This window comes from Enterococcus sp. PLH-Efm8 (assembly GCF_053011625.1).
Map to the genome: position 1 here is coordinate 1,898,303 of NZ_CP172568.1, position 19,399 is coordinate 1,917,701.

At 38.3% G+C, this 19,399-nt stretch carries 14 protein-coding genes and 2 pseudogenes; 5 read left to right on the plus strand and 11 right to left on the minus strand.

Going from position 1 to position 19,399, the window contains the following annotated elements; translation table 11 throughout:
* Window positions 1-116: 116 nt before the first annotated feature.
* Window positions 117-929, minus strand: a complete 813-nt coding sequence (locus ACIFUW_RS09470; RefSeq protein WP_002294839.1) for a hypothetical protein — start codon at window positions 927-929, stop codon at window positions 117-119.
* 326 nt (window positions 930-1,255) lie between these two features.
* Between ACIFUW_RS09470 and ACIFUW_RS09475 the strand changes: the two genes are divergently transcribed.
* From ACIFUW_RS09475 to ACIFUW_RS09495, 5 genes and pseudogenes are all read left to right on the plus strand, one after another.
* Complete coding sequence (locus ACIFUW_RS09475) at window positions 1,256-2,131, plus strand: AAA family ATPase (RefSeq protein ID WP_305954223.1); 876 nt, start codon at window positions 1,256-1,258, stop codon at window positions 2,129-2,131.
* A gap of 13 nt (window positions 2,132-2,144) precedes the next feature.
* Window positions 2,145-2,468, plus strand: coding sequence for a hypothetical protein (locus ACIFUW_RS09480; protein ID WP_002299544.1), 324 nt, complete (start codon window positions 2,145-2,147; stop codon window positions 2,466-2,468).
* Window positions 2,465-3,217 (plus strand): DUF58 domain-containing protein, encoded by a 753-nt coding sequence (locus ACIFUW_RS09485; RefSeq protein ID WP_002326714.1) that lies wholly within the window; start codon window positions 2,465-2,467, stop codon window positions 3,215-3,217. Before ACIFUW_RS09480 ends, ACIFUW_RS09485 begins: the two co-directional genes overlap by 4 nt.
* Window positions 3,207-5,378 (plus strand): annotated as a pseudogene (locus ACIFUW_RS09490) (transglutaminase domain-containing protein). The gene ACIFUW_RS09485 and the pseudogene ACIFUW_RS09490 overlap by 11 nt, the downstream one beginning before the upstream one ends.
* A gap of 242 nt (window positions 5,379-5,620) precedes the next feature.
* A pseudogene (locus ACIFUW_RS09495) lies at window positions 5,621-6,916 on the plus strand (ISL3-like element ISEfa5 family transposase).
* Between the two features lie 95 nt (window positions 6,917-7,011).
* On the opposite strand, the gene copB reads toward ACIFUW_RS09495, so the two are convergent.
* The 10 genes from copB to ACIFUW_RS09545 form a co-directional block, all read right to left on the minus strand.
* Window positions 7,012-9,183, minus strand: a complete 2,172-nt coding sequence (gene copB, locus ACIFUW_RS09500) for a copper/silver-translocating P-type ATPase CopB (RefSeq protein ID WP_002299539.1) — start codon at window positions 9,181-9,183, stop codon at window positions 7,012-7,014.
* A gap of 19 nt (window positions 9,184-9,202) precedes the next feature.
* Window positions 9,203-11,389, minus strand: coding sequence for a heavy metal translocating P-type ATPase (locus ACIFUW_RS09505; protein WP_002312937.1), 2,187 nt, complete (start codon window positions 11,387-11,389; stop codon window positions 9,203-9,205).
* Window positions 11,389-11,598 (minus strand): copper chaperone CopZ, encoded by a 210-nt coding sequence (gene copZ / locus ACIFUW_RS09510; RefSeq protein ID WP_002289040.1) that lies wholly within the window; start codon window positions 11,596-11,598, stop codon window positions 11,389-11,391. The genes ACIFUW_RS09505 and copZ overlap by 1 nt, the downstream gene beginning before the upstream one ends.
* Window positions 11,599-11,610: 12 nt before the next feature.
* Window positions 11,611-12,051 carry a CopY/TcrY family copper transport repressor gene (locus tag ACIFUW_RS09515; RefSeq protein WP_002294855.1) on the minus strand — a complete coding sequence of 147 codons (441 nt, stop codon included), beginning with the start codon at window positions 12,049-12,051 and terminating at the stop codon, window positions 11,611-11,613.
* 73 nt (window positions 12,052-12,124) lie between these two features.
* Window positions 12,125-12,664, minus strand: a complete 540-nt coding sequence (locus ACIFUW_RS09520) for a topology modulation protein (protein WP_002304690.1) — start codon at window positions 12,662-12,664, stop codon at window positions 12,125-12,127.
* A gap of 614 nt (window positions 12,665-13,278) precedes the next feature.
* A complete protein-coding gene (locus ACIFUW_RS09525; protein WP_002288779.1) occupies window positions 13,279-14,745 on the minus strand; it encodes an APC family permease in 1,467 nt (488 codons plus the stop codon).
* Between the two features lie 310 nt (window positions 14,746-15,055).
* Window positions 15,056-17,137, minus strand: coding sequence for a heavy metal translocating P-type ATPase (locus ACIFUW_RS09530; protein ID WP_002304688.1), 2,082 nt, complete (start codon window positions 17,135-17,137; stop codon window positions 15,056-15,058).
* Between the two features lie 524 nt (window positions 17,138-17,661).
* Window positions 17,662-18,021, minus strand: coding sequence for a YccF domain-containing protein (locus ACIFUW_RS09535; RefSeq protein ID WP_010728238.1), 360 nt, complete (start codon window positions 18,019-18,021; stop codon window positions 17,662-17,664).
* Window positions 18,022-18,050: 29 nt separating this feature from the next.
* A complete protein-coding gene (locus ACIFUW_RS09540; RefSeq protein WP_002340853.1) occupies window positions 18,051-18,392 on the minus strand; it encodes a hypothetical protein in 342 nt (113 codons plus the stop codon).
* Window positions 18,389-19,063, minus strand: a complete 675-nt coding sequence (locus ACIFUW_RS09545) for an SGNH/GDSL hydrolase family protein (protein WP_010728237.1) — start codon at window positions 19,061-19,063, stop codon at window positions 18,389-18,391. Before ACIFUW_RS09545 ends, ACIFUW_RS09540 begins: the two co-directional genes overlap by 4 nt.
* Window positions 19,064-19,399 lie beyond the last annotated feature (336 nt).

Below are 19,399 nucleotides of genomic sequence, written 5' to 3' on the forward strand. Positions count from 1 at the left end.
ATCGCTAGCCGAAATTGATATAGTTTATCTTTGGAATTGGGAAATTTTTCTAATGTTTCCTGATAATAACGAACTTCTTCTATCAGCCGGTCATGGATACCAATTACGTAACGAAGTCATTCTTGGTAAAGTACTTTTGTCAGCTTTGATTTGCTTTCGCTCTCAAATTCGCTATTCAGCCAAAACAGCGAATCAAGCTTTTCAGTCACAATCGTCAATTTCCGATAGTCTTGTGTCTCTTCTATCCGTTTCCACCGCTTTTCAGTAATCTGGTTACAGCTCAAGCGCAAAATTGCTAGATAATTTTTTTCTTTTATTGGCAAAATCTGCTCCTCTCTAAATAGCAATTCAGGAAACAATTCAAAGAATAGTGTTCGACTGTCTCCTAAAATCTCGATTTCTGCCGGATCCTTTCTTTGCTTCAATAATTGGATGAACATCTCAGAAAAGGACTGCTCTCCATCATCTGCAAAAAAATGCGGAAAATCTTTCAAAAAGCAAAACAGCAGATATCTTACTTTTCTTTCTGAACCAAAGATCTGTGCTTTTTTATAAGAAAAAGAAAGGTGGTACTCGCCAAACCACTTTCTCAATCGCTCTTGCGTAGAACGATCGTACTTCTGCTCGTAAGGTTCATTCAATAGCAGATTTTTCAGTAAACAAAACGGGGGTGATTGGATCAGAAAAACAAACAAGAGATAAGGTTCGCTATATCCTTGATCATAAACTAACTGAACGGTTTTCTTATGAAGAATCAGCTGAATGGGACAGTCGCTTTCCGCCAAACGTTTCAGATGCCGATCCACTGTTTTAACATCGATTTTCAGTTCTTCAGCTAAATCAGCTTTTCGCCAGATCAAATCTTTCATTAGATTGATTAGTGAAAATAAATTCTGTGCATTTTTTGATAATAGTTTTTGCCATCTCATCGATCATTTCTCACCTGATTTCTAAACATATTGTTTGATCAAAATGGGTTCACTCCTAAAAAGATAAAAAACTCCCTTTCTATTTATTTAAATACGCAAATCTTCCTCATTATTTTTTATTTTACTCAATTTAATCGTATTCTCATTTCAAAACGAATGTACTTTAAAAAAACATAATAAGATCACTTTGCTTGTAGGATGTATTCCCTTCCATTACAATGAAATAAATAGCGATTTTATGAGAAGGTGATGTGAAAATGGAAGAAAAAATAGAAGAATCCAAACAAAAAATCGATCAGTTGATATAAGAATTAGAAAAAGCGGTCATCGGCAAACGTTCAACTATCCAATTGATGATCGTGGCCCTATTAGCAGGTGGTCATGTCTTATTCGAAGATATTCCCGGTGTAGGTAAAACGTTACTGGTCAAAGCACTAGCAAAAGCTGTACAGGGAACCTTCAGCAGAGTCCAATGTACTCCTGATCTGCTGCCTAGTGATATTCTTGGTTTTTCCGTATACAATTCACAATCAAAAGAGTTTGAATTTCGTCCGGGACCGATCTTTACCACGATCTTGTTAGCAGATGAGATCAATCGTACGACTCCTCGTACTCAGTCAGCACTTTTAGAAGCAATGGCCGAGAATCATGCAACGATCGACAACAATACATACCCTCTAGACAATCATTTTTTTGTCTTAGCTACGCAAAATCCAATCGAGTACGAAGGAACATATCCTTTGCCGGAAGCACAGCTCGATCGTTTTTTATTCCGACTACAAATCGGTTATCCTTCTTTTGATGACGAACTTTTGCTACTTTTGGATAAATTCGAAAAAGTGTTGGATAACTTAAATGAAGTATTGAACAGTTATGAAATAGAAGAAATAAAAACAAATGTGGCGAATGTCTTTGTCAGTCCCGAAGTGGCATCTTATGCCTTGCAGTTAGTGTCAGCAACAAGAAGTCATGCTGCCATCCAGCTTGGCATCAGTCCACGAGGAAGCCTTTCCTTTATTCAGGCAGCAAAAGCTTATGCTTTAATCCATGGGAGAAATTACGTCACGCCCAAAGATTTGCAGGATTTAGTTCCTTACGTGTTTTCCCATCGCCTGATTTTTTACGATCGTTCATTGAAGGAAGACGAAAAGAAACAAATCATTCATACTCTTGTTGCACAAATTCCTATTCCTGTGAGGTAGATTGAGGTAGACAATGGAAAAAATCAAAGATTATTTCATTAATTTTGTGTTATTTCTGGTATATTTCATCATTGTGCTTTTTGCTCTTGTATTCAACAATTCTTTAGGCTGGTTCTTGTTGGCCTTTTTTACTCTTTATGTATCATGGAGCTTGATTTCATTAAGCAGCTTTCTAAAGAAACTTTCGGTTACTTGTACATTGCAGCCACTCGTTTATCGCAAAAAAAGTATGCAGGTTATTTTTTCCATAGCAAAAAAGAGAACTTTTTCTTTACCTCTCCCTCGTTTACAAATCGGCTTCCCAGCAATCTTTGCAGAAAAAAACAAGAGATTTTGATTCTTACAAATAAACCGCAAGAAGTCCAATTGCTTTGGCAGCCAAAAGAAAGAGGATGCCATGAAACATTAACTGTCATTTTTACAGCCTATGATAGTCTAGGACTTTTCAGAAAAAGTGCAAAAAGAGAGATCTCTTTTCCTGTGACTGTTCTGCCTGCTTTTTGTAAGATTCAAGCAGAAAAATTACAGAGAGTTCTGGAAAAAAAACAGCAGCTGAACGCGTACCAAAGAGGTCTTGATTTTCGGGAACATCGCGCTTATCGTCCAGGTGATTCTTTCAACCGAATCGATTGGAAATTGTCTGCTCATACTCAAGAGTGGTTATACCGTGAATACGATTATCAAGAAGAAGAATGTTCTCCTCTTTTTTGCTTTTGGGGTTCGCCCAGTCCAAAATTTGAACCTCTGCTAGACTTGTATTTTTCTTTATGGCATTTGAGAAAAGAAAAGCAGCCGGAACTTCTGATATTAGGCAACCGCGCCTTTCATGGCAAAGACCCCGGTCATACCTATTTTGCTTCTTTGGAAGCTGGCGATGAGAAAACTTTTTTCGCACACTTGAAAAAATATGCAAAAAAACAAATCGTCCTCTTTGTTCCTGAGAATTCTCCTGAAGTCTCAGAAGCTATTGAAACATTGTCAAAAGATCGAACGGTTTATCTTGTTTATTTCGTAGAAAAACAACTCATGGTCCAAGAAAAAGACAAGATATGTTCATTGCCAGGAGGTGAATGGATTGACGATTAAACGGGAAAAATGGCTGCGTGGCGTTTACTCCTTTGTGATACTAAGTGTAGGTGCTCCGATATTTGTAGTAGCTAATCAATTGCAAAACAGCTACCTTCTTATCCTAACTATTGGTGTCCTATGCCTTATTGTCTGCTGTATTCCTAAAAAATGGGTACGTTTGCTGCTTTCTTTGCCAGTAATGATAGGTTGTTTGTTTTTATATTTTCCTTCGAAGACATTTTCCATATTATGGATCTTACAGTTTTTTTCGTCAGTTACAGAGGAATTCTTCCATCTATCCCAAGGTAAACTTTATTATTTGCCAGAAAAGACAGCTTTTTTTCTCATAATGTTGCTGATCTATTTATTTATTACATTGACCGTGGATTACGACTATTGGTACGCACCCTTTCTTTCTTTGATGGCTTACTTCATGATGCTTACCGTTTTTCGGAAAAAAGATTTACTGTACGAAATGATTGCGGTAGTAACTGTTTTGTTCGTGTATCTGGCAGCAAGGCAATTTTTCTCCATCCGGTTGTTGTCGAGAAACACTCGATTCCAGTCATTGACTACAGTTCTGCTTATTTGTTTCTTAACTTTTAGCGCTATCTTGCCTTTATATCTTCCGAAAGTACACCAATCTCTCGAGGAAACGAGTGAACCGATCCGAGAATATCTTAATGATGAAGGGCTTTATGACACACTCCATGAGTATCAATTAACCGGAAGTGCAAGAACAGGCTTCAGTGAGAATGATGAACAGCTTGGTGGACCTTTATATGATAATGGCGAAGTTGTTTTTACAGCGAACCAAAAAGGAAATGGCTATTGGAAGATCGAAAATAAAAATCATTACACCGGTTCTGGATGAATAGAAGATCAGGACGCACCCATCCAACCAATCCAAGAATTCCCTGTTGACATCACGAGCTACCAAACCGTTATAGAAGACAAAGAAAACATTACATTGACCCTAAAAAAACAAGCTTTCTTACCTTATCCTTATGGAAATACTACCTTGACTGATTTTTCATTAGCTAGTGGACAAACGCTTTACTATTTGCCTGAAAGCCAGCGATTCATTCCTGTCCCGAATGAATCGACACGTTCTGCAACTTTACAAACAGAAAGGTTAGTTTTTACGAGAGAAGAATTAAAAAGCAGTCAGTTAAAAGCTGATGATTTAGAAAATCAGCAGACAAATCTTCAATTGCCAAAAAGTTTGCCTAAACGTATTGAGGACTTGGCGGTCGAATTGACCAAAAATGAAGCAACTTTAATTCGTAAAGTCGAAGCTGTCTAACAGTATTTAAAAACAAGCGGAAATTTCCGCTATTCCAAAACGGATACCGGGCATACTCCAAAAGAACACGATTATGTGGATTATTTCCTCTTTGATTCAAAAGTCGGCTATTGTGACAACTTTTCAACTTCTATGGTCGTCCTTCTTCGAACACTTGGTATCCCAGCTCGCTGGACAAAAGGTTTTACAAATGGGCTCAGAACAGGCACAGATAATCAAGGGAATGAGGAATACAGCATTCTCAATAGTCATGCTCATTCTTGGCCAGAGGTATACTTTCCTGGATTTGGCTGGCTTCCATTTGAACCAACCCCTTCATTTGCCAATCCAATGGGTTCACAACCAGTTGCTGAAACAACCGAAACCGTCCAGCCTGCTATCGAACAACCAAATGAAAGCGAAAATATGGCAGAAACTATTTCCAGTGAGAGATCTGAGGTCATTCCATCAGAAGAAACAACACTCACACCAGCTTATAAAATCGTCTTATTCAGCCTTGGAGTGTGTTTATCCGTCTTGTTGTTCTTTCTATTGTTATTCAGAAAATCTCTGCGCTGGACAAGTTATCTTATCTATCTTCATTTTTTTGCTTCTACTAATACGATTGCATATCAAAAACTTCTTAACCCTTTGGAAACATTGGTACCGCGCAAACCCGCAGAATCTTTGCAGGAATATAGCCTGCGAATAGAACAAGAATTCAAGCTAGATCTGCGTTTCATTCGATTAACTACTCAATATGAAGCAGAAATATATGGACGACAAGCAGATCCGGTAAAATTCGATAAAAAAACCTATTTAGAAATAACGCATATAATAAGAAAAACGGTATACAAAAAAATTCTGACAAAAGGGAGCCGCTTCAAAAAATAAGATAAAATTTCTGGAGAATCTACTTCTCGAATGCCGAGAACCAGCTGATTGAGTATCGATTACTCGAAAAAAAGGTTGTGACACGTTTTTTGTCACAACCTTTTTTGGCTCTATAATTTATGGGACTGATGAATCAGAATTGATTCTTCAGCCCCATTTTTATTTTAGGTATTAAAAAACATATCGTTCTCTAGTATGATTAAATCACGACAAAATAAACAACTGAGAGGACGATATGCTATATGAATGATTCTATCAAAAAAATGCTGCGATTAATAGAGAAAGATTTGATGATTACAGAGGTCTCTTACGAGACCTTTCAGAAGAAAAAGACGTTGATCGTCGATGCTGTTTTCTCACCTGCTCCCCATACCTGTAGAAATTGTGGTTCTACTGTGGTAGATGGAAACGGGAAAGTAATTGTAGTGAAAAATGGGAAGAAGGAAACGATTGTCCGCTTTGAACAATACAATCACATGCCTTTGGTTATGCGCTTAAAAAAGCAGCGCTATACCTGTAAAAACTGTCGAACCCATTGGACGGCTCAAAGTTATTTTGTTCAACCCAGACATTCAATCGCGAATCATGTCAGATATAAAATTGCTTCTTTACTGACTGAAAAAGTATCTTTATCTTTTATTGCGAAAAATTGTCAGGTATCTTTGACCACCGTTATTCGTACGTTGAAAGAGTTTAAAAGCTACTTACCAAAGCAATCTAAGAGGATTCTCCCCAGAGTATTGATGGTTGATGAATTTCGTTCGCACGCTTCCATAGAAGATAAAATGAGCTTTATTTGCGCAGATGGCGAAACAGGACAATTAATTGATGTCTTGCCTACGCGTAAATTGCCTCGATTAACAAGCTATTTCTTAGGCTGCGCTAATCCTGAAGAAGTAAAATTTTTAGTCACAGACATGAACGCCGCCTACTTCCAGCTTACCAAACGTATTCTGCCAAATGCGAAAGTAGTGATTGATCGGTTTCATATTATCAAACACATGAATCAAGCCTTTAATGAGTTGCGTATCCGTGAAATGAATGAACTTCGTAAAGTAGGACAGAAAAGTCAGGCAGAAAAACTGAAAAAGAACTGGCGCTTTTTGCTAAAAAATCGTGCAAACATCAACCATTATGAATACAAAACATGGAAAAGTTTTCGAGCACCAAAATACCCATTTCTTACGGAAGCGATGATGATTGATCGATTGCTTGGCTTTTCTACGTCCCTGAAGGAGGCGTATCCCTATTTTCATGAATTAGTTGAAGCCTTTCGAGACAAAGACCCTGACTTATTTTTCTCCTTATTGGCAGAACTTCCCGAAACGTTAGATGACGGCTTTCGGGAAAAGCTCCAAAACCTTCTGACCTATGAAGAAGGCATCACCAACGCGATGATCTATCCTTACACCAATGGAAAAATAGAAGCGAAGAATACCCATATAAAGACAATGAAATGAGTATCCTACGGATTTAAATCATTTGAGAACATGAGAATTAGAATCTTTTTGATCAATCAATTAATCAAAGTAAGATAACAAAAAATCTGAGCCAGAATGAGGTTCATTCTGACCCAGATTTGATTTTGTACAACCCATCAGTCCTTATTGACAAAGAGCCCCTTTTTTCATTATTATTTGATTTTCAATGTCAAAGCATTTAGAGCTACAACTACCGTACTTAACGACATCAAGACAGCACCAACTGCTGGACTTAATATGATACCAATTGGCGCAAGAATTCCGGCTGCTAGCGGAATTGCAAGAATATTGTAACCTGCCCCCCACCAGAGGTTCTGGATCATTTTCTTTCGCGTTTGCTTGGCTAGATCAAGAAAATGCAAAATATCTTTTGGATCGCTGTTTGTCAATACGACATCCGCAGAATCGATTGCGATATCTGTCCCTGCACCGATTGCCATCCCGATTGAAGCACGGGCTAAACTTGGCGCATCATTGATCCCATCACCCACCATGATTACTTTTTTCCCTTGGTCAAGGTATTTCTGGACAACAGCTTCTTTATCATCTGGTAATAAACCGCCATAATATTCTTCGATCCCTAAATAATCTGCTACTGCTTGGGCAGCGTTTTTATTGTCACCAGTAAGCATGACAGGAGTGATTTTTCTTTCTTTCAATGTTCGGATAAATTCTTTTGCTTCTGTTTTTACTACGTCACCTAAAGCAACGATTGCAGCTAGATGATTTTCTAAAATCAGGAAGCTGATGGTATTTCCTTGTTCTTGGTAAGGTTTCAATAATGCTTGTTCTACGTTTAATCCGAGACGCTCAACTTCTTTTTCATTAACTATTTTCACTTGTTGTTTTTTGACTGTTGCCTCTAGCCCGACTCCTGAAAGATTTTTTAGATTTTCAGCTTGATAAGGCTTGATTTCATGTTCTTTCAAATAATTCATAATGCCAACAGCCAATGGATGATTGGCATTCGCTTCCAAGGCTCCTAGATATTGAAGGATTTCATTTTTATTGAACGCATCATCAAGTACTTCGACACCCGTTACAGTAAATTTTCCTTCTGTTAGTGTTCCTGTTTTGTCCAGCATGATCACATCTAGATCATTGGCTTGCTCCAGTGCATTGCGGTTTTTCAAAAGTAATCCGTTTTTAGCTGCTATTGATGTGGAGCGAGCAACAACTAATGGGATAGCTAAACCTAGAGCATGAGGACAGGCGATGATAAAGACTGTTACCATACGTTCTAATGCATTAGGAAGATCTGTCAAGAACAACCAGGCGATGAATGCCAGGATACCCACAATTAATGCGACATAAAACAGCCATTTTGCCACTTTGTCAGATAATGACTCTAGCTTGGATTTTTCTCCTTGTGCTTTTCGCACCATTTCCATAACCTTCGCTAGATAACCATTTTCACCAGTTCCAGTTACTTCGATTTCGATCGTTCCATCCCCATTGATAGAACCGCCAATCACTTTGTCATTGGCTTGTTTTTTGATTCCTCTTGATTCGCCAGTCACAGCTGATTCGTCAACAATTGTTTCACCTTTCAAGATTACACCATCTGTTGGCATTTTATCACCAGACCGGACGATCAAACGATCACCTTCGTTTACTTCTTTCAATGAAACTGTCTCTTCTTTTCCATCTTTCGTCAAGCGTTTCACTGATTCTGGCAGTAATTCTGCTAGTTTTTGTAAAGCATTGCTGGCATTCGACACAGCATTCATTTCAATCCAGTGACCTAGTAGCATAATAACGATCAAAGTAGCCAATTCCCAGAAGAAATCCATGACGTGTGTATGTGGATTGAGCAGATTTGCGATAAACGAATAGACACTATAAATATATGCAACTGTAATCCCCATCGCGATCAGTGTCATCATAGCAGGACTTTTTTGTTTCAATTCCATCTTAGCTCCACTTAAAAATGGCTGACCGCCATAGATAAATAGTATAGTTGCTAAGATCAATACGAGCCAATCAGAACCAGGAAACGTTACTTGAAATGGAAATTCCATTCCCATCATTGGTGAAAAAAGAATGATTGGGATAGCTAGGATAAGCGATAGCCAAAATTTTTGTTTGAAATTCCCCATGTGCATGGAATGATCCATGCCGCCGTGTTCGTGATCCATGTGCATCGAATGGTCCATTTGTTTGCTGTTTGCTATATCTCCATGGTTATGTCCCATGTGCATGGAATGATCCATCTGACTATGGTCATGTTTCATCTCCATCTGTTTTTCATGAGATTCTGTACTTTCTTTGTTTACTACTTCTTTTTTATGCTCATGTTTTTTCTCCATATCGTTCCCATTCATTTTTACTCCATCCCTTCTCTTACTTTTTCATGTGTCGATTTAAGCTCAGGGAGTTCAACAATACACTGACGGAACTAAACGCCATCGCTCCTCCTGCAATGATTGGATTCAAAAAGCCTAGTGCGGCAAAAGGAATACCAATCGTATTATAGACAAAAGCCCAGAAAAGATTTTGTTTGATTTTTCTCAATGTCAACCTAGACAACTCGATTGTTTGTGCAATGGATGCCAAACTGCTATTCATCAGCGTCACATCGGCTGTTTCCATCGCAATGTCCGTTCCACTTCCCATTGCCATACCGACATCAGCTAATGCTAAGGCCGGTGCATCATTGATTCCATCGCCTGCCATACCGACTTTTTTGCCATCTTTCTGAAGTTTTTCTACGTAGGCTGCTTTATCCTCTGGAAGTACTTCAGCAAAGATATGCTTTGGATCAATACCAACTTGTTTACCAATCGTTTCGGCTGCCAGTTTGTTGTCTCCTGTCAGCATAAAAACATCTAATCCTTTATTCTGGAGCTGCTTGATTGCTTGTTTGGCTTCTAGTTTGATTTGATCAGCCACGGCAATCCACCCGATCACTTGCTTTTCATCAGCTAAAAACATGACTGTTTTTCCCTGCTGTTCTAATTCTAACGCGTGTTCTTGGTATTCATCAAATGATAGGTTCAATTCAATTAATCGTTTACGTGTACCCGCAAAATAGCGTACTCCATTAATCGTACCGCTGATCCCAGCACCTGGGTGGGCTGTAAAATCAATCATATCGTATGTTGCTGCTTCTTGCAGTTTTCCGTATTCCACGATTGCTTTACCTAGTGGATGTTCAGAAGCTTGTTCTAAAGTATAAAAAATAGATAGGACTTCTTTTGAACCGACTAGATCTGTAACTTTGGGCTTTCCTTCTGTAATCGTTCCAGTTTTATCCAAAACAATGCTGTCTAAGTGAGCAGCTGCTTCTAATGCTTCTCCGCCTTTAATTAAAATTCCATTTCGTGCACCAACACCCGTTCCTACCATAATAGCTGTTGGGGTCGCTAAACCTAATGCACATGGACACGCAATGACTAATACAGAGACACTATGGATCAATGCGAGTTGCCAATCACCAGTGATCAAACCTGTAGCTATGAGCGTGATAAACGCGATGACTAATACGATCGGAACAAAAATCCCTGAGATCCGATCTGCGATTTTTTGGATTGGGGCTTTGCTCCCTTGAGCATCTTCCACCATTTGAATGATTTGCGCTAATACTGTCTGCTTGCCGACTTGTGTGACTTCCATGTGTAGCAGACCATTCGTATTGATTGTCCCGCCAAAAAGCGTGTCATCCGGATTCTTTTCTACAGGAAGATTTTCACCAGTAAGCATACTTTCATCTATCGCACTGCTTCCTGAAATAATTCGACCATCTGCTGGAATCTGCTCACCAGGACGGATGACTAGTTGATCACCAACGACTACTTCTTCAATCGCTAACGTTTCTTCTTTCCCGTTTCTTATCACTTGGGCGGTTTTTGTTTGAAGAGACATCAATTGTTTGATTGCATTACCTGTTTTCGTTTTTGCTGTATGTTCCAAATATTTGCCGAGCAAAATCAGCGTGATGATCATACTGCTGCTTTCAAAATAAAGATCTTGGGGGTGTCCACGGAAAAATCCGTTGTAAATGCTCAATGCAAAGGCAGCCGATGTTCCAATTGCTACCAATACATCCATATTTGGTGCTTTCGTCTTGATTGCATGGTACGCACCTTTATAAAAACGAGCACCGACATAAAATTGGACAGGAGCAGACAGCACTAACTGGACGATTGGAAAATGAAAAAAGTGAACAATCGCCGCATGGCTTCCTAACATCATAGCAATCATTGACAACATCAACGGCAAAGTCAAAACCGTACTCAATATAAGATCGAATAGCATTTTTTTCAAATACGCTTGCTTTTCTTCTGCAATTTTTTGTTTGTGGGCTTCATCGTACAAAATTGCACCATAACCGATGTTTTCTACGCTTTGGATTAATTTTTCAGTGGTCGTCCCTTCATATTTGACACTTGCTTTTTCAGTGGCCAAGTTGACTGTGGCATTGACCACACCAGGTTGTCCGTTCAGCTCTTTTTCGATCCTAGCAGAACAATTTGCACAAGTCATACCTGTAATGACGAACGTATCCATTTTGGTTTCTGCTGTTGCCATCAAATCACCTCTGCTTTATAACCCAATCCATTGATTGCTTGACAAATCTTTTCGGATTGAACTTTTGTTTCATCAAACTTGACCGTACCGTTTGCTTTTTTCAAATTTACTTTCACTTTTTGCACGCCGTCAAGTGCGCTTACTGTTTCTTCTACTCTTGCTGCACAATGATTGCAGCTCATACCTTCGATTGAAAATTGTTGTTTCATTTTTTCTTCCTCCTATTGATGTTGTTTACATTCACATTGACCTGGGATACAGTTACATTCGATCGTATCTACTGGTTGCTTTTGTTCCAGTTGTTTCAAAATCTCATTGATATCTTCTTGAGTCAAAGTGGCTTCTTCTACTAGATCCGCAATCGTCTCTCCAATCCTTTTTGCACAGATATGGGAAAAAAGATTTTCCGTCGCACTGCGAACTGTTTCCATCTCCGAGACAGCTGGATGATAAATGAATTTTTTTCCTTCTTGTTCTGTCCAGATCACTTCTTTTTTTACCAAACGTCCCAGCAAAGTTTTGATCGTTGCTGGTTTCCAATCCATCGAATCAGCTAAGATCTGCGTGATTTCTTGGGCTGTCGTCTGTCCAAGTGTCCAAATAACACGCATGATCTCCCACTCTGAATCACTGATCTTTACTGGCGTTTTGACTTTTTCCATTTATTTCACACCTTTCGTTTACAAATGTAATCATTAGCTTATGAATACAGATTACGCTTGTAAACAAAAACTGTCAATTATTTTTGCTCTCTATTTTCAATTTAGTTAAAAATTCTTGTTTCTCTCGTCTTGTTTTAAGGATGATCAGTTTATTTCTTGCATTAGCTACTTGGATCAGCTGCTGTATTTTCGGTTCATTGTTTTCTTCAAAATGCCAGATAAAAGATAAAAATTCTAAGTATTCCCTGTTTAGTTTCTCTGAAAATGATTCAGGCATATCTGGCCGAGATTTTTTGTTTATCTTTCTTTTTAGAGAACGCCAAACTACTCGGTAGATGGCGAGATAACGCGGCACTTTAAGCCAAATGATCTTATCTGCTTCTTTAATCCTTTCCTCTAATGTAGAAGTATAATTTCCTTCAACAATCCATGACGGATTAGATACCATAAACGATTGCTGTTCTTGCAAAAACCACTTTTTTGCCTGAATACTGTAGTCTGTTGTATGCCATAAAAGGTCTAGCGGCAGTAGCGGAAAGTCGGTGATTTCTTTGATCTTCCTTGCGAGGGTCGATTTTCCCGACCCACTTTGTCCAATCACGATGATCTTCATTCTTCTCCCTCACTTCTCTTTGGAATTTGGTTCGATCATACCACTTATAACGCCGCAAAAAAACAAGGGACTGTGACAAAAGTCGTGTCAAAGTCCCTTGTTTCGAATAAATGGTGTTCAATCAGCTGACCTTCAGCATTAACTCAAAAAACGGCAAAATATGAGGAGCTATTTTTTCGTTTGTTCCTCTAATACTCAGGTCAAATCGCTGATTTTACAACCTCTTCCTTAAACGGTGTTCTCCTGCCAACACCTCGGTCACAAGGCACAATAGTCAACAAACATGAGAAGTTGTTTTTTGAAATTGCTCCTTGTGACTCGGAGTTAAACGGCAGGCTCACTACCTCTTTCTTAAACGGTGTTCAAAAGCTTGCATCTGCGGTAATAAGCCCAGCAAAACGAAAAATATGAGGGGCTATTTTTGTTTGGCTGTTCTTATTACTTGATGCAGGACAGCTTTTTCACAACCTCTGATTCACGGTGTTCCAGAAGTAGCTTCTGCGAAAAACAAGCCGAAACTTCACAAAAATTTGAGAAGCAATTTTCGTAAATTCCTTCTTATTTCTTGAAGCTGACCACTTCTGTCACAACCTCTTGTAACAAGTATTTCTATTTTAAGGCTGAACCACTGTTTCTGGTTCAGTGATTTCTTTGTTTTTGTCTCGACGAGCAATTGCTGGCAAGATCATACCTAATAAGATCAAGACAATTGGTGTGATGATATTCGTGAATAATTGGAACCACCATGCTTTAGGATCAGCAGTATAATCTACTTTTGGCACCATTCCTAGGATACATGCAAACGCAGTGAAGGCAAAGCACCAAGCACCAAAGATAAAACCGATTTTTGGATTTTTAACAAATTTATATTCAGAATTGAATTTCTTATAAGCTTTATTCAACATCATATATGCCAAGAACACCCATAGGTAACGCATTGGCATGACAACTGAGTTCAAGTTCGTCAACCATTTTACTAATTCATTCATATCTTTGATACCAAAGATCGGCAACAAAATAATGATTCCTACTAGTATACCTGTCAGAAGATAACCATTCACCAATGTACCTTTACGATTACGTTTACGTAGCCAGTTTGGTACAAATTCTGGATCCGCATCTGCTAACAAGATTTTTAGTGGTGCATCAATTGAAAAGGCTAATGCGGAGATTTGTCCAATCATGTTTGTCAATGCGTAAATGATCATCAATGAGTTACCGATACCATAGTAATTACCTAAAATTTGAAAAGCACTGTATGCCCCATTTGCCATCAAGTCTTTAGGAATATTATCGCTAGCAAACAGCATACCCATTGCGACTGAGCCTAATACAGCACAAATCCCTACCATTGCTGCTAAGAAGATCATCCCTTTAGGAAATTCCTTTGCAGGATTTCTTGTAGAGTTGACATAAGGGGATATTTTTTCCGCTCCTCCAACTGCAAATACTAGCATCGAAACGGTTGTGAAATAACTGAAATCAAATGTTGGAATATATGTTTTCACTTGATTCATATGTGGTGTGGCAAATTCCATCGTTGGATTGATGAACGGTGCCGTTACAGCTAAAAGAATAAATAAGATCGACATGACGAACATCGCTGTTCCGGCCAGTCCGCCAATCACTTTCAAAGTAGAAAGTCCTTTTGTTGATAAATATAAAAAGGCAAGAAATATAATAAGTGAAATAACTGCTACCATTTGTACTGACATCGTATTTACGATATTTCCATTTCCTTGGACTGCCCAACCGCCAGCAATCAGGATTGCTTGAGGCTTTTGTGCCAAATAAGGAATATGGACGACCCAGTAAGTCCAAGCGGCATAGTATGCCAGTCGTTTATTAGATGTCGTATTTTCGACCCATGAACTGACGCCTCCTTTACTATCCTTGAAGGCTGACCCTAATTGTCCAACGATCAATGCGTATGGAATAAAATAAATGGCCAAAATCAATAGCCAAGAGGTGACAACTGATACTCCTTGCTGAGCATAGTTATTAACTACATTCCCCATGCCCCAAACCATGTTAAATGCAATTAACGCAACAGTAAACCAGCGTAATTGTTTGTTGTTCATTCGTTCTCTCCTTTATGATAAAAATTTGTTATCCAGATGTAATCATATTCAATTTTTAACAAACTTACAAGACAGTGTTATTTTATGTGTGTATTCTTTTATTTAATACACATCGTTTTTTCATATTTTTTCCATCAAAAAAATAAGTTATTTTCTTTTATTTCATTTACCTTATTGAATTTCAAGCTATTTTGAATTTTCTGCAAAATTAAAAACATTAGTTATTTTATAATCCTATCTATTTTCTTTACATTTTTCATTAAGAAAAGGATATAAAAAAAAGAGGACGTTCATTCGTCCTCTTCATTGATCAACGTTTATTTTTTACATGCAAGCTTCGCATGGCATTCAAAACAGCTAATACTGTCACCCCAACATCTGCAAATACTGCATCTCCCATTGATGCAAAACCAAAAGCACCTAAGGCAAGTACCAAAATTTTTATCCCAATAGCAAAGACAATGTTCTGTTTGACGATTTTCAATGTTTTCTTTGCTAAATGGATTGCTTCTGCAATCTTCGATGGTTGATCATTCATGATGACTACATCTGCTGCTTCAATTGCAGCATCGCTTCCCAATCCACCCATTGCGATTCCTACATCTGCTCTTGCTAGCACCGGTGCATCGTTGATTCCATCTCCGACAAATGCGGTCTTTTTATTGTTTCTTTGTAAGATTTCCTCTAACCGCTGCACTTTATCTTCTGGAAGCAATTCGCTATATATCTTGTCCACGCCTACTTGCTTCCCGATATGATCAGCAATTTTTTTCGAATCGCCCGTCAACATGACTGTGTTCTTCACACCAGCCTTTTTTAATTGAACCAATGCGTCTACGGCATCTTCTTTCAAGGTATCTGCAATAACAAGATAACCACTGTAACTTTGATCGATCGCTAGATAAAGCAATGTACCGATTTCTTGACTTGAAGGAAAAGAGATTTCAAATCTTTCCATCAATTTGTGATTACCTGCTAATACTTGTTTGCCATCAACTTCAGCTAAGATCCCTTCACCTGCAAATTCTTGGATATTAGCTGTTGGTAAAAGCGGACCTGCGTAGCCTTCTAAAACAGATTGAGCAATCGGATGTGTAGAAAACTGTTCTGCACTCGCAACATATTGCATGAATATCTTTGGATCGATTTTTGTATCGATCGTCTGGATCGAAAAGTCACCTTTCGTTAATGTGCCGGTTTTATCGAATACCACTGTCTCAGTTTGTGCAAGCAACTCCAAGTAATTTGAACCTTTTACTAATACACCGATTTTACTTGCTCCTCCGATACCGCCAAAGAAACTAAGGGGTACGGAGATCACTAATGCACATGGACATGAGATCACTAAAAATGTCAATGCTCGATAGATCCATTCAGAAAACGCCGCTCCAGAAACAACAAGTGGAGGTAAAACAGCTAATAAAACGGCCAATCCTACAACGACTGGTGTGTAATAGCGCGCGAATTTAGTAATGAAATTTTCAGCTGGTGCTTTTTTACTGCTGGCATTTTCTACTAATTCTAATAATTTGCTGATAGTAGAATTTTCATAAGATTTTTCTACTTGAACTAAAAATGGTTTATTTTTATTGATAAATCCACTTAATACTGTTTCACCAACATATACAGATTTAGGGACTGATTCTCCTGTAAGTGCTGACGTATCGACTAATGATTCTCCTTCGATGATCGTTCCATCTAACGGTACACGTTCACCAGGCTTCACAAGTACAAACTGACCGATCTGCACGTCTTCAGGGTTCACGGTCATCAATCCTTCCGTCGTCTGCACGTGAGCTGTTTCTGGACGGATCGCCATCAATTCGCGAATCGATTTTCTTGAATGACTGACTGCCAATCCTTGGAAATACTCGCCGATTTGATAAAATAGCATCACTGCTACGGCTTCTGGATATTCACCGATCAACATAGCGCCAATCGTAGCAACAGACATAAGAAAATTCTCATCAAAGATTTTTCCTTTGACGATATTCATCACTGCCTTCTTCACTACATCATATCCTATCAGCAGATAAATCAATAAATACCCTATCAAGCGAATTGGTTCATTAAAATCAAATAATAGCAATAAAGCGATACCTGCAAGGGAAAATAAAATCCGGAACAGCGTATTTCTCTCTTTTTCATTTCCATGTTCAGATACTTTTTCCTTATCTATTTCTGTTACTTTGACATCTGGTTCTAATTCCTTCACTACTTTTTTTATTTCTTGTTCAATCGTAGCCAAATGATCTTCCTCTGCGTCAATCGTTAGTTTTCCAGAAGTGAAGTTTACCGTTGCTTCCTTGACTCCATTGATCTTCTGAACTCCTTTTTCGATTTTCATTGCACAGTTCGCACAATCTAAACCTTCTAATCTGTAACTTTTCATTTTAATGACCTCCTCGCCTCAACATATGAATATCTCTTCATAACTAATTATAAATGAACGGTTATTCATATGTCAAGGTATCCGAAAGAAAAAATGAAAAACATCTGCATCGGAAAATTTCTTCCATACAGATGTTTTGGCTTATTCTTTCTTTTTCTTTTCGATCATTGCCACTGCTCTTATCCAACCCGCACTTGCCTTCTTGATCTTGACAGGATAGCAACTAAGTTTGAAGCCTGTTGCTGGCAATTTGTCTAAATTCATTAATTTTTCGATAGGACAATATCTTTTTTCAATCCCTGCAAAATGTCCTTCCCAGATATTCGAAGCTCCACTAAGCTTTCAAAAATATAGCAAGAGTTCTTTAATGAAAATTATTTCAACTTTCCATAAACAGTAATCCCATATAAATAAAAGACGTAAAAGTCACATGGGAGAACTTATACAGGAAAACACATAGAGTCAGGTGAAATACATGTATCCCACCTGACTCTATGCGTTTTCTAACCTTTATTATTCTCTTTTTATACAATTTCTGCACCGAATGGCATCAACGCCAATCGAGCAAGTTTGAAAGATTGCTTGGCAAAAGGTATCCCTATGATCGTGATACATAGAAGGATGCCGCTGACGACATGTGCGAGAGCAATTGGTAGGCCTGAAATGATCAGCCAGATGATATTAACGATCAATGATATGCCAGACTGGTGATAAATTACTTCTTTGCCAAAAGGCGCAAAAGAAAGGGAGGCGATCTTAAAACATTGCATACCGATTGGGATACCTATGATCGTGATACACCAAAGTATCCCCGCTGCTAACCAGCTAAGACCACCGATTAGTCCGCCGAATATAAACCAGATGACATTTCCTAAACAACTCATTATATTTCTCCTTCTATTACTGTTTTTGATTAAAACTGGGCAAAAAATGATTTTATTCTTCTTTTTTTAGCTTCCAGCATCAAATATTCTGCAAATTTTTTTTGGATTTCTTCCGTATTTTCTTTTGTTACTAATGTGTGTTGGATTAGTTTTCCTGATGGTCGCTGATCCAATCGTTCTTCTGACTGTTGCACGTCCGCTTGCGCAAATCCGATAATCCGTTTTTCTTTTGTTACAGCAACGAGCAATAGTTTATTCTTATCATTTAGGTCAGCTGCCGTTTTTGCTTTTACGAATGATTCTGGATGATCAGTAATCAGCTGATTGATTTGAGGTAAATCTTCTTTTACTGCCCACCTTATTTCCATCATTTTTCACTTTTCTTTCGCTCATTTTTATCTCCACTAAAAAAATCGACTGCGGCAATTGCATCTATCCAGCTTTGTGCAATGATCTCATGTCCACCAATCGTTGGGTGGACCCCATCTTCTCTTGTATATTTCGAAAAACCATAAGCAATCCCTAAAGCATTGAATATACCATCTAAAGGAACCAGCAATGCGCCATATTCCTTAGCAAGTTTACGAACAATTTGGATTTTAGGGTCTAAGTCTTTACGCCAGCCATGACGGTCGTCGGTTATAGGAAGTACAAACGGCTCCATCAAGATGATGTTGCAGATTTCCGCTGTTTGAAGTTCATTTAGTAATTTTCGATAAACGGATTCAAATTGCTGAGCAGATTTCTCAGTTCCGAATATAGCCTGATCGCTAGTATTATGCCAGGTATCATTGATTCCGATCAAAATCGATACATAGTCAGGTTGTAAAGCTAAACAATCTTCTTGCCAGCGTACTTGCAGATCTGCAATTTTGTCTCCTCCTATCCCACGGTTCATGCATTCAAATTCCATCGTTGGATATTGGGCGATTAGTTTTCCGGCAATCAAAAGTGGATAACCTTTACCTAGATCAGTTGCTTCTGCTCGGTCTCTTCCTGCGTCTGTAATGCTATCACCGATAAATAATATACGTTTTTTCATTTGTCAAAAACTCCTTTTTGAATAAAACGATGATTTTCTTCCTTATATTATCCCATAAGCCCTATCAAGACGAAAGAGAAAATATATGTATAAAAAATGACATCAGCCTAGTCCCTTCAAACAATTGAATGAACGCTCATCAAGTGTCTAGTTTTTTATGCTATTTTTTTCTTAACGTGCCGGATTCCCCTTGATTCCTTCGTTGTTTGGTCCAGAGAGATCGATCATACCCAAGCTTCCGTCAATCAGACCACTGATGACGCCATCAAAACATATATTTATAGGCTCATCTAAGACTTCTAGTAAATGTCCCTTTACTAATATCTCTTCTAGATT

Excerpts from the sequence above, each read along its gene's own strand:
- ACIFUW_RS09525 (WP_002288779.1), bottom strand. The coding sequence starts at position 14,745 with ATGAACAACAAACAATTACGCTGGTTTACTGTTGCGTTAATTGCATTT.
- ACIFUW_RS09530 (WP_002304688.1), bottom strand. The coding sequence starts at position 17,137 with ATGAAAAGTTACAGATTAGAAGGTTTAGATTGTGCGAACTGTGCAATG.
- ACIFUW_RS09535 (WP_010728238.1), bottom strand. The coding sequence starts at position 18,021 with ATGAGTTGTTTAGGAAATGTCATCTGGTTTATATTCGGCGGACTAATC.
- ACIFUW_RS09540 (WP_002340853.1), bottom strand. The coding sequence starts at position 18,392 with ATGATGGAAATAAGGTGGGCAGTAAAAGAAGATTTACCTCAAATCAAT.
- copB (WP_002299539.1), bottom strand. The coding sequence starts at position 9,183 with ATGAATGGGAACGATATGGAGAAAAAACATGAGCATAAAAAAGAAGTA.
- copZ (WP_002289040.1), bottom strand. The coding sequence starts at position 11,598 with ATGAAACAACAATTTTCAATCGAAGGTATGAGCTGCAATCATTGTGCA.
- ACIFUW_RS09545 (WP_010728237.1), bottom strand. The coding sequence starts at position 19,063 with ATGAAAAAACGTATATTATTTATCGGTGATAGCATTACAGACGCAGGA.
- ACIFUW_RS09515 (WP_002294855.1), bottom strand. The coding sequence starts at position 12,051 with ATGGAAAAAGTCAAAACGCCAGTAAAGATCAGTGATTCAGAGTGGGAG.
- ACIFUW_RS09520 (WP_002304690.1), bottom strand. The coding sequence starts at position 12,664 with ATGAAGATCATCGTGATTGGACAAAGTGGGTCGGGAAAATCGACCCTC.
- ACIFUW_RS09480 (WP_002299544.1), top strand. The coding sequence starts at position 2,145 with ATGGAAAAAATCAAAGATTATTTCATTAATTTTGTGTTATTTCTGGTA.
- ACIFUW_RS09505 (WP_002312937.1), bottom strand. The coding sequence starts at position 11,389 with ATGGCAACAGCAGAAACCAAAATGGATACGTTCGTCATTACAGGTATG.
- ACIFUW_RS09470 (WP_002294839.1), bottom strand. The coding sequence starts at position 929 with ATGAGATGGCAAAAACTATTATCAAAAAATGCACAGAATTTATTTTCA.